The 15419-nt window shown below is 40.5% G+C and carries 13 protein-coding genes and 2 pseudogenes; 3 read left to right on the forward strand and 12 right to left on the reverse strand.

Translation table 11 applies throughout. The annotated features are described in order from the left end of the window. The 5 genes and pseudogenes from V7L29_RS28250 to V7L29_RS28270 form a co-directional block, all read right to left on the reverse strand. A pseudogene (locus tag V7L29_RS28250) lies at window positions 1–527 on the reverse strand (two-component sensor histidine kinase); the annotation flags it as partial. Between the two features lie 483 nt (window positions 528–1010). Further along, the gene (locus tag V7L29_RS28255) at window positions 1011–1175 is read right to left on the reverse strand and encodes a hypothetical protein (RefSeq protein WP_334689172.1); all 165 of its coding nucleotides are present in this window, start codon (window positions 1173–1175) and stop codon (window positions 1011–1013) included. Continuing rightward, a pseudogene (locus V7L29_RS28260) lies at window positions 1132–2099 on the reverse strand (glutathione S-transferase family protein). Before V7L29_RS28260 ends, V7L29_RS28255 begins: the two are co-directional and overlap by 44 nt. 365 nt (window positions 2100–2464) lie before the next feature. After that, the gene (locus V7L29_RS28265) at window positions 2465–4474 is read right to left on the reverse strand and encodes an amylo-alpha-1,6-glucosidase (RefSeq protein WP_334737534.1); all 2010 of its coding nucleotides are present in this window, start codon (window positions 4472–4474) and stop codon (window positions 2465–2467) included. A gap of 540 nt (window positions 4475–5014) precedes the next feature. Then, window positions 5015–5512: a quercetin 2,3-dioxygenase gene (locus tag V7L29_RS28270; protein ID WP_334689174.1), complete on the reverse strand. Its 498-nt coding sequence runs from the start codon at window positions 5510–5512 to the stop codon at window positions 5015–5017. A gap of 377 nt (window positions 5513–5889) precedes the next feature. On the opposite strand from V7L29_RS28270, the gene V7L29_RS28275 reads away from it, so the two are divergent. Next, window positions 5890–7158 carry an ATP-binding protein gene (locus V7L29_RS28275; RefSeq protein WP_334737535.1) on the forward strand — a complete coding sequence of 423 codons (1269 nt, stop codon included), beginning with the start codon at window positions 5890–5892 and terminating at the stop codon, window positions 7156–7158. Window positions 7159–7344: 186 nt separating this feature from the next. On the opposite strand, the gene V7L29_RS28280 is transcribed toward V7L29_RS28275, so the two are convergent. After that, window positions 7345–7560 (reverse strand): hypothetical protein, encoded by a 216-nt coding sequence (locus tag V7L29_RS28280; RefSeq protein ID WP_334737536.1) that lies wholly within the window; start codon window positions 7558–7560, stop codon window positions 7345–7347. 134 nt (window positions 7561–7694) lie between these two features. Here V7L29_RS28280 and V7L29_RS28285 point away from each other — a divergent pair, with 134 nt between their 5' ends. Next, entirely contained in the window at window positions 7695–7967 is a 273-nt protein-coding gene (locus V7L29_RS28285) for a hypothetical protein (protein WP_334689177.1), read from the forward strand. A 445-nt stretch (window positions 7968–8412) separates the two neighbouring features. On the opposite strand, the gene V7L29_RS28290 is transcribed toward V7L29_RS28285, so the two are convergent. The 6 genes from V7L29_RS28290 to V7L29_RS28315 all read right to left on the reverse strand — a co-directional run bounded on the left by V7L29_RS28290 (window position 8413) and on the right by V7L29_RS28315 (window position 13904). Then, window positions 8413–9180 (reverse strand): phosphatase PAP2 family protein, encoded by a 768-nt coding sequence (locus V7L29_RS28290; protein WP_334737537.1) that lies wholly within the window; start codon window positions 9178–9180, stop codon window positions 8413–8415. A gap of 36 nt (window positions 9181–9216) precedes the next feature. Further along, the gene (locus tag V7L29_RS28295) at window positions 9217–10458 is read right to left on the reverse strand and encodes a hypothetical protein (RefSeq protein ID WP_334737538.1); all 1242 of its coding nucleotides are present in this window, start codon (window positions 10456–10458) and stop codon (window positions 9217–9219) included. A gap of 235 nt (window positions 10459–10693) precedes the next feature. Then, entirely contained in the window at window positions 10694–11428 is a 735-nt protein-coding gene (locus tag V7L29_RS28300) for a glutathione peroxidase (protein WP_334737539.1), read from the reverse strand. 77 nt (window positions 11429–11505) lie between these two features. Continuing rightward, window positions 11506–12435: an alpha/beta fold hydrolase gene (locus tag V7L29_RS28305; RefSeq protein ID WP_334737540.1), complete on the reverse strand. Its 930-nt coding sequence runs from the start codon at window positions 12433–12435 to the stop codon at window positions 11506–11508. A gap of 22 nt (window positions 12436–12457) precedes the next feature. Continuing rightward, window positions 12458–13282 (reverse strand): SDR family oxidoreductase, encoded by an 825-nt coding sequence (locus tag V7L29_RS28310; protein ID WP_334694293.1) that lies wholly within the window; start codon window positions 13280–13282, stop codon window positions 12458–12460. Window positions 13283–13418: 136 nt separating this feature from the next. Then, the gene (locus tag V7L29_RS28315) at window positions 13419–13904 is read right to left on the reverse strand and encodes a glutathione peroxidase (RefSeq protein ID WP_334694292.1); all 486 of its coding nucleotides are present in this window, start codon (window positions 13902–13904) and stop codon (window positions 13419–13421) included. A gap of 1036 nt (window positions 13905–14940) precedes the next feature. Between V7L29_RS28315 and V7L29_RS28320 the strand changes: the two genes are divergently transcribed. Then, window positions 14941–15396: a DUF2141 domain-containing protein gene (locus V7L29_RS28320; RefSeq protein ID WP_334737541.1), complete on the forward strand. Its 456-nt coding sequence runs from the start codon at window positions 14941–14943 to the stop codon at window positions 15394–15396. Window positions 15397–15419: the final 23 nt, after the last annotated feature.

The following is a 15419-nucleotide window of genomic DNA, read 5'->3' on the forward strand; positions in this document are numbered from 1 at the left end:
CTCTGCACCATTACCACAAACATTCTCTGTTCGCGGGTAATATCCTTTACTACAAATAACTCACCCAGTAACTTACCCTGCACTTGTACAGAACTACCGCATAAAACAAAGTAGCTTTGGTTTACTTTGTAAACTTGTGGTTTAATCGGCATCTTAGTTAAGGACATTAACTCAGCTACCGTAGTATCAGATAATAAATCCAAAGTATTAGATTTTGCTAAAATTTTATTATCAGGACTTTTTAACCATAATAATGTGTTGGTATTTGCCAAATTATTAATAGCCTTTTGCAACCCAGTTTCAGGTTGCATCATTTCACTATAAATTTGCACATCTTGCGGCAAGCGCTTGGCGATTTGTTCTATATTATACTTATGACTATCAAGTAAAATTTGCTGCATTTTCCAACTAGTCCATGTAGCAAGGCTACCTAATACCAAAGCTGAAAATGATGCAATACCAACCGTGAGGCGTGATTGTAAGGAAAATGGATCTATATTTATCCCAATTTTTATGATTTGCTTCACTGTTTCGGTTGGTTTTAGGTGTTTAATAAGGCTTGAAAAATAAAATCAGACCGCTAAATGTAAAGTTACTGTTAATCGCTACATTTTTAGTTATAGCAGATTTGAACTTACCTTTGTTGCAGACCTACAGTGAAAAGTGCAGCTATTCCAAAAAGATTGCTAAATATTTGATTTAATTGCCATCTCAAATCCGCGAATTTTTGTCTAAGAATAATCTAAATGCATTTACTAGTAATTAAATTAATTTCTGCTGAGAATTCCCTTAAGATTTTTAATCATCAAAATTGATTACAAGACGGGGTAGTAACAACAAGCGTTTTTCATTAATGCGAGATAGAATCGGATTTGGATGTTGTTATGTTAAAGCGATCGCGTCTTTATCCTTCTCTACTTCTGGTTCTTGATGCCGTGCTTTATATTTACGAAATTGCTGGATTAATCTGGCAACTAAACCTGTCCAGTCGGTTCATAATCAATTATAAATTACGAACCATTGACATCAAAAATATAGGTATTTTCAGCATGAAATATTGAAAGTGTCCGAATGCCATAAGGGCCAAAAAACTCGCTTTCATCCAGCATTTTTTGCAGAATACTTCTAAGCTTATCTGTGGAAACGATCGCGATCGTGCCTTTGGTCAAAATCAATAATCGGCCCCTTGGGCACAATTCGATTTGGATTAATATCAGTCATACTCATGTAATAGCCGCGCTTGGTATAGTCTAGATTGCAAGTCGCTTTGAACTCAGGACGCTGATATAGGTCTAGTAGATAATTCCAGAGATTTGGATAGTCGATAATTCGCCGCAAATTGCATTTAAAGTGACCGTAATACACTGAGTCGAAGCGATACAGAGTTGTAAACATACAAATATCGGCTTCGGTGAGTTGATTGCTACATAAATACCGCTGCTCGTTTAGAATGGTTTCCCATCGCTCTAAACTCTCGAAAAGTTCTGTTACCGCATCTTCGTAAGCTGCTTGCTCCATCGCAAAACCAGCGCGATATACACCAGCATTAATTGGCAGATAGATTGCATTGATCGTTTCATCAATCTTATGCTGTAGGTCGCGTGGGTATAAGTCTATTTTTTGTGTTGCCAATTCCCCAAACTCTACATCAAACATCCGCATGATTTCGCGAGATTCGTTATTGACGATCGTTTGAGTTTGCTTATCCCACAACACTGGAACAGTAACTCGTCCTGTATATTTGGGATCGGCTTTCAAATAAATCTCTTGCAAATATTGAGTGTGATTCACCCAGTCAGGAATAACTTCTGGTGCTTCAGTAAACATCCATCCCTTGTCGCTCATAATCGGATCGACGATAGAGACTGAGATTACATCATTCAAACCTTTGATTTCTCGCATAATTAAGGTGCGATGCGCCCACGGACAGGCTAAGGAAACGTAGAGGTGATAGCGTCCTGCTTCTGCCTTAAACCCACTAGAACCATCGGCGGTTATGCGATCGCAAAACGTTGTTGGCGTTTCATTGAACCGATCATTAGGATCTGATTTATTCTATCGGTTGTCCATTTGCCTTCGATCATCATTCCTAACGGCATAATTTCCTCCCAACACTAGTACAACACGGCGTAAATAAACATACCATACCCTTCGGGAAGCCGATGCAGCGTCTACAAAATGACGTGAAAGCCCGGAATACAATACTTTTGAACGCCAGTTGCTTCTCCTGTGGTCGCCGCTGCGCGTAGCTTGCTTCCCTGTAAGGGTACAAGTCGGCAGAGCACAAGGGCGCACTGGCTCCTTTTGACTTCCGCCTTGCGGTACTAGGGCGTGTCTATCAACTTTTGAGGATTACTTCAGCATTACGTCTTTCCTTTTCTGAAAGATGTTAATTTCTTAAAATTCTTGACAAAATCGACTTTGCAGACAGACCACAGTTCGGATAAGCAGGAGATTCCCCATATCAACTCGTTGTTGCCAACCAAGCACGCAAAACCTCTGCCACTGTCCACGCTTGGGCAATACATCCCCGTGGAGTCATCGGGGCATCACCATCAAAAATCTCGCTGAGACTACCAAGACCGTGTGCGTTGAGGTGATTAGCCATTGGTTCCAAAAATTGACGAGCCTGCTCAGGATTTTTGTAGACGTGCAGGTGTGCTAAGACAAACGGCCCCAATAACCAACCCCAAACCGTCCCCTGATGGTAAGCTCCATCACGTTGATACTGGTTACCACCGTATTTACCCTGGTATTGGGGATGGTCGGGGGCAAGCGATCGCAATCCATGAGAAGTCAGTAGCACTCGTCCGCAAGCTGACACCACACTCCTTTGCTGGGCAGGTGTGAGCGGACTTTCTGGTAATGAAACAGCAAAGATTTGGTTAGGACGCAACGCCGAATCATCACCATCAGGACTGTCTATAACGTCATAGCAATAACCTGTCTCGTCATTCCAGAAGCGAGAAAATCTATACTTAGCACGGTCTGCGATCGCCTCATATTCTTGGTGTGGTTTACCAAGCTGACGGGCAAACTTTGCCATTGTCCGTAAAGCATTATACCACAGGGCATTAACTTCAATCGGTTTGCCAATTCGGGGCGTAACTACCCAATCGTCAACTTTGGCATCCATCCAGGTCAGTTGTACACCTGTAACGCCTGCATAAAGTAAGCCATCGGCTGCATCGAGGTGGATGTTGTAGCGTGTACCGCGACAGTGCCAATTAATGATGTCTGCAAGTATTGGAAAGAGTTCACCAAGCAAATTATCATCGTCCGTAGCGCTGTAGTAGGCGCGGACTGCTTCAAAGTACCAGAGAGTGGCATCGACTGTATTATATTCTGGTTGCTCACCTGCATCGGGAAAGCGATTCGGTAACATTCCTTGGTCTACGTATCTGGCAAAGGTGCGAAGAATTGAGCGTGCTACCTCTGGGCGACCAGTCGAAATTGTCAAACCAGGTAAACTAATCATTGTGTCGCGTCCCCAGTCGCTAAACCAGTGGTAACCAGCGATGATGGTTTTACCGTGAGGGTCTTCTGGTACTGGGCGGTTAACAATAAACTGGTCAGCAGCTAGTATTAGGTGGTTAATCCAGGTAGGTGATTCCTTAGTGTTGAGGGGTCGGTTACTATTCCAAAGTCCTGTTAGCTTCTGCTCTTGAGCGCGACGTAACTTAAGTGCAGCTTCGTCATTAAGATTTGGTTGTTTTTCTGTGCTGGCTACAAATGCGATCACTTCCCCAGCATTCAGTGTAACTTCAAAGGTGGCGGCGTGGAGATGGTCTTCTTTATCTCTTAATCCCCGATAGCGTTCAACTGCCAAGTCAAAGCCATAATACCAATTGTGGGCAACAGATGCACTACCGCGTGAAGCGCAGCTATCGCTTAAAAGCGAATCGCTCAGTAGATACAATGGTACAGCACCTGGATAGGCAGTTATACAAATCCCTTGTTCTACCTGCTCAACAGACATCTGCCAACCGTTGCTTTGAGTATCGCCGTGATAATCACGGTAGTTGACTATTGCTTTGAGCGTCAACTTCAGCGGTTGCGTGGCACGACGCAGAGTATATTGGACATAGGTTGTGTTAGCGCCTTGTTGCATCCACACCCGTTTTTCTAACAAAGCATCGGCAACAGCAAAACGCCATACGGGTATTGTACCTTCCAGAGAAAAACGTTCAATATGTCGATAACCGTGGGGACTGACAATCCCATCTGCCCAACGATTGGTGTGTAGAGAAAAAGAGCCAGTGTCATACAGAACAGTTTCATCTAGTTTTGCCAGCAGCAAAGTGCGACCCAGAGGTGGTTTCAATGCCGCTACCAGTAGTCCGTGATAGCGGCGGGTCAATAATCCTGCCACAGTTCCAGAAGCGTAACCACCAATACCGTTAGTAACTAACCACTCCCGCGATTCTGCGGTGTCGAGATTGCCGCAGATTTCCCGCCCAAATTCTATACACATAAGTCAACACTTTTTTTGGCGATCGATATCTGGATTATCGATTATGAATCCTCTAATGTGCTAAGAGTGGTATTAATAGTTGATAATAGCGCAATTTTCCGTTGATCTCAAAGCCAGGCTTTACAACATCATAGCGATCGCACTTACCCTAAATTAAACACAAGTGCGATCGCATATTCCAAATCGCTTCAGTAATTTAGTCTAGCTGTATTTATTGAAGGGAATAGTTCTGAGATAACACTTAATATCTTTTCTCCACAATCCGCATTGTATGACTATCAGCATCTCTCACCAAAAAGCCCTTTTTAAATTCCAAAGGAGAGAATTATTCTTTTAATGATTTTGCGTGATTGCAGATTCATAATTTTGACATACCTGATTGATTATAAACATTACTTAATACTGAAAAGCCTGGGGAAAAGCTGCTCAGATAATTTGGCAAATTCCATAACTCCAGCAATAGGAATTTCTTGATTATTCTCAGACTTTCCAGCACTGTTGTTTGGTGTATAAGTGCGATCACACGCAAGTTATATTGGGCTATACCTGCGAAGATTCAGCAGACGGCAGAATAATCTCAAGACCGTATCTTGGAGCAGCTGCCAAAATTTTTTCAATGTCTGCCGGACTAAGGCTAGGTAATTGCGTCTTCTCTGAGACTGGCACACCTACTTCCATAAAAAACTTCTCTAACCCTGCTGGTGTGACCCAACACAGCAATTTTGCTGGCTGTGAGCCGATATTTGTAAACCTATGAAGTTGACCTTTAGGAGAGTGAAGAAAGGTTCCAGGAATTGCTAATATAATCTGCTCATCAAGCTGAAATTCCAATTCTCCCTCTTGAATATAAAAAGCTTCATCTTCGTGACGATGAATGTGGGGAGGTGGACCGTTTTGTGGTTGAACAGTAATTTCAATTAGAGCATAAGCTTGACCAGTTTCTTCACCTACCGCCTTAAAGGTACACAAATCCTGAAACACCCAGTATGAGGAACCTTGTCCTGGTTGCTGTAATATTCCTTGCAAATTGATTGTCATGGTGATTTCCTTTTGAGATGTTTTCTATTATGGATTTCTCAACAAAATCTAAATTTTCAGCCTATAAGTACTTAGACAGAAATAAACGTAACCATATTATCATGAATGGAGCAGACTCAAGTCAAGCGATATCTACAACGGGTTATGCCTACGTAATGCTCTAAGATTGTTTGACTTTACTCACAATCACACAACTTATTCTTACCTATCTAATTGTTGTATAAATTTACATTTAATCAAGTAAAAATTCATCAGTTTGTTATATCAAATAACATATGTCTCTAGTAAAATCTTTTTATCAAACTAGTGCAGCGTGGCCCAAATAACTATTCAGTTGATTTTTGAAATTATTTTTATAACTCATGCAATAGGCATCCATGAGCAAAACCAGTAATGACGAAGTGTTGTTGCACAACCAAACTTGGCAGCGTGAGCGACAAATCATAGCACGTTTGTCTTCTTTGAACTATCGAACTGGCGAACTGGGTAGCTATTTGCACAATATTGCCTGCGGAGTCAGCGAACTTATTGGAGTTGATTGGACAGTTGTTACCTTTTGCCAAGAGGGATTTGAAACTGTTTTAGCGAGTAGTCTTGAAATGGGTGAGGGCGAACATGTTTATTCACTACATGGTTTACTAACTGGCACTGTTATCCAAATGGGTCACTCATTAGCAGTAGAAGATGCTCAAAAACACCCAGAATATGGACAGGCTCCAGAAGGTTATTGTGCATATTTAGGGATACCATTGCGGACTGCTGAAAGTGAAGTGATTGGTACTATCTGTTCATTTAATCTCCAACCACGTGATTTTAAAAAAGAAGACATTCAAATTGTGGAATTGTTTGCTGAACGAGCTGCAACAGCAATTGATAACTATCATCTTTATCAACAACAGTGCCAATTTAATCATATTTTGGAAGCTGAAATTGAAAAACGTACCGCAGAATTACGAACAGCCCAAGCCCAACTTTTAGAACAGGAACGACTGGCAGCTATTGGTGAATTTGCTGCCATTATTGTGCATGAAATTCGTAATCCTTTGACTACAATGATTATGGGATTAAAGTATTTCCGAAAAACTCTTATGACTGAATCTGCTCAAGAGCGATTAGCATTGGCACTGAGCGAAGCTAGTCGTCTGGAACGTCTGCTGAATGAAATTTTGCTCTACGCCAAACCCCAAGTGTTGCAGCTTTGTGAATTAGATGTGAATGAATTCATTCATGAGTTACTGCTACACATTCGTGAAATGCCAGAAGCTCTAGAACGACAAATTGAATTTATTCCGGTGTTACCTACGGTAAAAATTTTGGGGGATAAGGACAAACTTAAACAAGTATTTATCAACATTGTCCGTAATGCTTGCGAAGCAGTAACAGCAGGAGATGTTGTGAAGTGGAAAGTAGAATGTTCGCATACAGATAAAGTCTGCATTAATGTCCACAATGGTGGCGAGCCAATTCCATCAGAAGTTCTCGCCAAGCTTTCTGTGCCATTCTTCTCCACAAAACCTTCTGGCACTGGGCTAGGACTTGCTATTACTAAACGCATCGTTAATGCTCATAATGGAGAACTGTTAATTTCTTCTAATCTCTTGACAGGTACTACCGTGAGTGTTCAATTACCTGTAGTTATTCAATGAAGATAGCAATCTGACTACTGTTGCACCTTCAATCACATTGAACTTGAGCGATGGACAAGCCTAAATCTGTACTATCAAGCTGCAAAGCGACTACGTATCCTCAATATGCCCAAAAACCATATCCCTAGTACGTCGGGCGCGTAAATAGCGCAAAGTTGAGCCAGTCCGTTGGTAAGGTTCCCCCACTTAAAGGAACTGGCGTTGAGCGGCGGTTCCCGCTGATAGCGCAGCCTCTTCTCTACGAAAGGCTACGCCAACGAGTCCGCGTACCCCTTCGGGGAAGCTAGCTACGCGTAGCGTCTCGTAGAGAGCGTCTGCCTGCGGCAACGCCAAAGGCGAACAGTTAGCACAGCGTAAAGTCTGAGCCGTTCGCGGAGCATAGCACCCGATGAGATCGAACAACGATACTGGAATAGCCAGAGCCTCCTTAGGGTGGGGTGAATGATAGCAAAATTTCTATGTTTTTACATCTAGCCTGTGTAGAAATTTGAATTAATATAGCTACAATAAAAGTACTGAGGCATCTTTATAGGAAAATGACAGATTTAACTCCAAATAGGACATTTTTAATAGCAGGAATTGTTTTTATAACGATTGCTGTCATCGGGCAATCTAAATTAGGTTTTATTGAAATTAATCCCGGTTGTTTTGGGAGATTTTTAGCTCTATTTATTGGGATTTTGAGCCTATTATATGCTTTGGGATTACTTAATATTTCAGCCGAAACCCTTGACTTATTAAGAACTTCTCTGACAGAACAAATTAAACAGAGCATAAGTTCAATTAATGAACTTATACAAGGATCGTAACAGGTCTGACAAATTGATTTCTGGGTGCATCTGAATACTTTTAGTTAAGAGGAAAAGCTTAAATTTCTCTCTTAACCTTATATCCCCTGCATAAATGACGAAGGCTTTACGCATCACGAGTCGTAAATATTTTCCATTCGTTTCGCTACCACCCCTATTTATGAAGAGGAAAAATGAACGTAATTTTGTGTCCCTAATCTGTATAGGTAAATCTATCTTATTAGTGATGGACACGGCAACAAGTTTTCATCTAAATTTACACTGCCACTATCCCGAAGCAGAATATAGACTTACAACCATCGGCAAGGTTAACAGCAACTTGTCACTTGTAGCGAGCACTAAATTCACTTATCAGATGCTTTAAAACATCAATCCTATTGAATTAGTCTGCCTTTAGGTAAGGAAAAATCCTGACTTTGACATAGTTGTAAACACAGACATAATATCACTCCTCGGTTATCAACTTTCTTTCTTCAGGGAGTAAGGTAGTTTCATCCTCAGGGGGTTTGCCATCTACGGATTTGACTTTAGTTATATACGGTTTGATAATTAGACTAACGCCAATTGTCCAACCTAATGTAACCATCCAACCTGCGAGAATGTCACTGGGAAAATGAACCCCCAGATAGAGACGACACCAGGCAATAGCTATTACATATAAGCTGCCGAAGATGAGAACTAACCAATGCCAGGAGCTAGCCCAAGTTAAGAATAGCAAAATTGCTACCAGAGTTACACTCGTCATGGCATGAGCACTGGGAAATGCAAAACTAGACTCAGGTGCAATGGACTGCCACAATTGTGGACGCACTCGATGCATTAATTCCTTTGCAGTGAGGTTAATGATGATGCTTCCTACAGAGGCAGTGAGTAAATAAGCTAGCGATCGCCAGCGTTTTTGAAGTAGTAATATTAGTGCGATCACACCCAAAATCGGTATCGCCGTCCAAGGCAAGCCAATTATAGCTAGCGCCACTGCTAAAAAATCTAACTGTGGGTTTGCTGTAGAATGAACTGCTAACAGAATAGGCACATCCCACGGGAAGCCAGCTTGATTCTGCCATATTTTCACTGTCAGAATTTCAAAGACCTGCAAAGGTAAATATACTCCTATCAAAAGGAGTAAGAGCGATCGCCAACGGGCAATCAACAGGTTTCTGATAAAACAAAGAGGCGACTGACTCTCTTTATTGACTTTTTTCACTTTTTCCATATCTAAATTAAAAAGACTGATGAACGACTTCACTGATTACAAATTACTGGAATCTTGAGAAGCTCCACAATGTTTACAATACGACAAATGTTTATAAGTAAGATTATGACAGTTTTGACATTCAATGTCTTGATCGTAACCACAGTGTGGACAGTAAATATCAAGAGGTCGAATTTTCTTGGCGCAATTGACACAGCGTGATTTTTGAACTCTGCTAGCTGCTTGGACTTTAGGATTAAAGACAAATTTTTGAAAAAACTGGATAATTCCAAAACCAATAATTGGAATTAGTAAAATATATATATAATTAATCAGGAAAAGCAAACCACCAAAAATGGCGCTAATGATATTAAAGAAAAATCGAAATATTGCACTTATTTGAAGAAATTCAAATATTTTAACGATTAGTGGAATAAAAAAGATAGCTAGCAAATGCCAGCTAATTAGTGAGATGAGTCCATATCCTCTTCCTTGGGCAAATTTGTGAACTGATAAAGCAATGAGAATCAACGGTAGAAGAAAAAGGGACTGAAAAGCAAGCTGGATACTTGGATACCAAAATGATGCCTGTCGATAGCCTTTGTCAACTTCCCGGAATTGATTGTCATCTTTAAAAAAGGCTATAAAACTAATGCTTTCCGCTTTGGCAAGCAGTTCATTTTTAAGAGTATAAATAAACTGTTTAAACGTAGAAATTTCGCGATTATTTTGTTCTAATACCTGTTTAGCTTTTTCAGCACTGACTTGATTAATTGATTGTTCACGACCTTGACCTGCAATTTTTTCTAAGAGCGTTGAGTCATATTGGGCTTTAATAGTGCGATTTTTTTGTTCCAAGGTACTGATTTTCGCTTGTTCCTCATCAATAGTTTTGATGATTTGCTGCTTTTCAGGATTGTTAATCTTATCTTTGTAGTCGGCATATTGCAAACATGTTTTAGAAACCTTACCCAAATGTCCTACTTCTGCTTGTTGATAGTTTCGCTGAAAACTGAGTTGATTATTTGTGTCAGATGGCAACGAAAGTTTAACAATTTCATAGTCTTTATCCTTAGTGGTTTTTGTCCGGTAATTTTGCCACTCTGAATAACATGGATAAGCCTCAGTCGGGCTGATATGCCATCTGCTAATATCATCGAGTCCCGTAAAAACATTAATTAAGATAAAAATATCAATTAAAATAATCACAATCAAACTTACTTTATTCAGTGGTTCGTTGTTGATTGTCCTTGTTCTCCTAAAAAATTGACTCAATAGTTGGCGAATTCTGGTAAACATATTGTCTTTTAAATAAATAAAAATTCAGTCCGAATTGATTTTACATGATCAATAAAAAATACATCTACTCATCTGAAGATTTGTTCACTGCTAAGTTTTGAGAAACAAAATCCCCGACTTGTTTGAGAAATCGGGGATCTGTAGCTTTCAATTCTCACAAATCAAGTTGCGGTCAAAATACCATGACTTTCACCTAAAGTTGACACAGATGACGGCTGTGTGCCCCAGCTAAAACCTATTTAGCAGCAAAGTAGGCTTCTAGTGCCTCAGAACCACCAATTAATTTACCATCGATAAACACTTGGGGAACTGTTGTCGCACCTGTAACTGCTTTTAACGACCGTGTGGTGATATCCTTACCTAAGGTAATTTCTTCGTAGTTAATGCCATGTTCCTTGAGCATCGCCTTAGCACGGGCACAGAAGGGACAGCCCACTTTCGCAAACAGGGAAACCACTTCGGGCTTCACTGCTTGGGGGTTAATGTATCTGAGTATTGTTTCAGCATCAGACACCTTAAAGGGATCTCCTGGCTCGTCTGGCTCAATAAACATTTGGTCAATTACGCCATCTTTCACCAGCATAGAATAGCGCCACGATCGCTTACCAAACCCCAAGTCTGATTTATCTACCAGCATACCCATGCCTTCAGTAAATTCACCATTCCCATCGGGAATTATTGTGATATTTTCTGCCTCTTGATCCTTTGCCCATTCGTTCATCACAAAGGCATCATTGACAGAAATACAGATAATATCATCGACACCATTTTCTTTGAAAACCTTAGCCAACTCGTTGTAACCAGGGAGATGAGTTGATGAACAAGTCGGAGTATAAGCACCCGGTAAGGAGAAGACAACCACTGTTTTATTAGCAAATAGCTCATCGGTTGTTACATCCACCCAGTCGTTGTGATGGCGAGTATGAAAAGTGACATTGGGTACTCTTTGTCCTTGACGATTGGAGAACATAATTTTGCTTGCCTTTAGTAATCAATTCCAGTCATAACCTATCATGAGAGAACTGGTATAATCTCATGATCAATCAACTAAGAAACTTTATTAATAAATGGGGCGATCGCTGCAACAAATTCAGCGGTTGATTCATATGGTAAAACATTACGCCCATTTATTTTTATACTTCGACCTTGAGACAAACAAGCGAGGTAGTGAGCCAAGCGTTCATCTGGCGTTTCTTTTTTACTTTCTTGACTAATACTCGATGCAGTTTCTCCCACAACCGCTAATGTTGGTTGCTGAATAGAGGCGATAAAACTAGTATAATCCTGTCGCCAAAATCCTGCTAAAAAAGAAAATACTGCATGGCGACTAGCAGGATTTTCTGCACCTGCAAGCAATGTCTTCAACCACTCTGCATCCACAGCATTTTCAGAAGCAAAGAGCTGACGAGTCGAGAAAGAATGTAAAAACTTTGGGGTGCGTGCATAGCGATAAAAAGCACTCCCAAAAGGCGAATCTAACAGATTCCAAAGGATTTTTTGCTGCCATTCTGGTGATTTCTTTGTCATCAAAGCCCACACTGGAGGTCCAGAAAGTACGAGTCCAGCAATTAAGTTTGATTCCTTTTGGACTAATTTAATCGCAACTGGTAATAAACTACCTTGTACTACTACAATCACAGGCTTTTGCACTACTGTTTGTAAAAAGTACTGCAACTGTTCTGCCCAATCACTAGGAGTGTAAGCCACATGAGGCATATCACTTTCACCACATCCTAATAAATCAGGGTTGTAAATTAAATTACGCTGACCCGTATTATACCATTCACGACAAAATCGCTGCCAAAATTGCCGCGACAATCCGACGCCAATAGGATGAATTAACAGTAAGGGAATACCCTCAGCTGTTGTATTAATTGGTTGATGAACTTCGTAGGCACAACGATAATTCTGCCAAGTGTAAAACTGACTAGGAGATGCTGTCAAATTGGTTGTGTTAGCTATAGCTGATGGTTGCATAATTCCCAGTTTTTAATAATTGCTAAAAAATCATCTGTGGATGAATTAACTGGTATCCAGCCTCTTTGAGCTTTTCATTCGATACCCAAGCATTATATGGACGAGTACTCTTGATAGAAGTATCCCATTTAGCTTTGGGTAAATTATGTTTTTCAAATAGGCATTCTAGCAATTCACGGCTGGTAAGATGTGCATCATCCACTAAATTGTAAATCCCTTGCAAACGACGGTGACGGGCAAATTCTATGGCACCAACAATATCATCCAAATGAATCCAGTTTGTGATATCCTTGCCATTGCCAGGACGGGTTGCACCAGAATATCTGTTAAATATTTTCACCAGTTCCCTGTCAGTCCCATAAATCCCTCCTAAGCGGAAGATACAAACGCGGAGATTTTCGTTAGATGCTGATAGCAACACATCCTCTGTTTTTCGGAGAATTTGTGCATTTAAATTAGCGGGTGCAAGCGGTGTTTCTTCATCTACCCATACACCATTTCTGTCACCATACACTGCATAACTTCCTGTGTATATCAATTGTTTTACACTTTGAATCTGCTGCAAGCAGGAAACTAAAGTTTGAGCAGTTTTTAGATAAGTTTCTTCATAAACTTCTGCACCTTTTGCACCAACACTCAAAAGTACAACATCTTGATTGTGCAAAACTGATTTTAGACTATCTAGGTCATTTCCACAGGTAACTACAACTCTTTGGGATACTGATTGTAGTGCAGGAACACGCTCAGGGGAAGTTGTGGTTACACTGACAACAAAATCCTTTTTTTGCTGCCAATATTGAGCAACTTTATAACCAACATAACCACAACCAATAATTGCAACGTTCATGATAAATTAGACACAAATAAATGAAACTACTCATCAAGACAATATTCTCAATTAAGGGACTGAACGGAAATAATTTTAACAGTTCAGAGCCAAAAATCACTACCAATAGTACAACTTAATGACTAATCACTAATGACTATTTTGCTAATTCTTTCTCAATTATGGCAATTATCTCTGGTGAATTTGGCTGGACACTACTATTAAATCTAGCTATCACTTCACCTTGTTTATTAACTAAGAATTTTTCAAAGTTCCAAGCAACAGTTCCGGTTGGGTTAACAGCTTTGGTAAGTCGCTCATAAAGTGGATGCTGCTGCGAGCCTTTAGCACGAACTTTATCGAATAGTTCAAAGGTAACATTATATTTACTTGTGCAGAATTGCGAAATCTCTTTATTGCTTCCTGGTTCCTGCGCTCCAAAATCGTTACAGGGAAACCCTAAAATACGTAACCCTGCTTGCCCATACTTTTGGTTCAACTTTTCTAGCCCCTCATATTGAGAAGTATAACCGCAGTAGGAAGCCACATTCACAATTAAGAGTACCTTGCCGATGTAGTCGTTTAATTGCTTATCCTCACCGTTGATGGTCTTGACTGCGATGTCCGAAATTGTATTACTCATCTTGAATCTGATTTATAGAGAATATTGCCAAGTCTCCCATATTACAGGTACTCTAAACTCGGTTTATTTTAGGAAATTAGGTTTGTTAACCTTGTTTGCCACTACGATTATATTTAACTCCGGCTATAAGCTTGTATGGGAGTTTCGATAGATGTTTCTCTCACTGATTAGTGCTTAATGACAAGTCAAGAGGCGGAGCGTCTTTGCTGAACTGGTACACCTGATCAATTAAGATAGCGATCACCTGTGATATCATGTCTGCCTAATCATTAACGATATGTAATTGCGAGTGCAATGTACTCCTACACAGAAGCAAGCTACGCGAACACTTCGTACCCTTCTCCTAACAAAGACGTACTCGCGGTCGGGTTCTCCAAAGGAGTACGTAATGACAACTATAGCGGTTCTCAATTGCATGGAATATAGACCTAACAAGAACAGCCTCAACCCTAGTAGCTTTGGGGAGTAAGATTCAAAGCCTCTGACGCCACGTGCTTGGTTGTCGGCAGAGCGCAAGGGCGCAGTGGCTCCTCCTTTTAGGAGAGAGGAATGGAAGTCAGATCAGAGCGTATTGTATCCATAGACGCGTAGCGGCTTAAGGCAGGGTACGAGAAGCGCTATAATCAGCTGGACATAATATGAGTTTACACTGGCAACCAGATTTAACTAAATGATAACTCTTTTATAAATAGCTCGGCTCAATCCGCTATCTCAGGATAGGTTTTGGAAATCTGCGTTGCTTTTAATACAAATTTTCTTCGCAGAGATGAATTATGTTGACCTCCGTCTTGAGTTTATCTCTACAGTCCGTTAGTTTTATCAACAAAGTTGGATGCTGGAAACTGCGGGCAATCTATCGGTTCTTTTTCCCAATGGTAGCTTGTGAATTTTTAGAATTATCCGATCCTAATATCGGAAAATACCTTGGCAGGATGCTTGCGAGTATTGACCGAATAATGTCACGATCAATCTGCGTGATCTGAATCAAAGTGAAAACTTAATTTCAGCAAAACTTATTTTACCTTGTGACAATTTTATGGTTAAAGGATTGAGAGTTAGTATGCTGCTATTAGCAGTTCTGGGAAATCTGGCATGGTCATTTAGTGCCAAAGCAAATTTTAACGGCAAACTCACCGTCGAAATTGATGGCTTGAAGAATAAAGAAGGACAAGTATGTGCCAGTATATTTGCGAGCAGTGAAGGATTTCCTAGCGATCGCAATCACGTCTTACAAAAGCAGTGTACCAAGATTACTGACATTCCCTTTAACATTAACTTTGAGAACTTGAAAGCGGGTAGTTATGCCGTTGCTGTCTTCCACGATCAAAATAATGACGGCACTCTCAATAGAAATGGACTTGGTATACCAAGCGAAGGCTTTGGATTTTCCAGCAACCCAGAAATTCGCACAAGAGCGCCCAAATTTAGCGAAGCAGCATTTTTGGTCGCAGGCCCAAACACTAATATCCAAATCCAATTGAAATATTTTTAGGCTGACCAAAAAGCGAAGTTGCT

Origin of the sequence: Nostoc sp. (assembly GCF_036916575.1) — a bacterium.
GTDB lineage: Bacteria > Cyanobacteriota > Cyanobacteriia > Cyanobacteriales > Nostocaceae > Nostoc.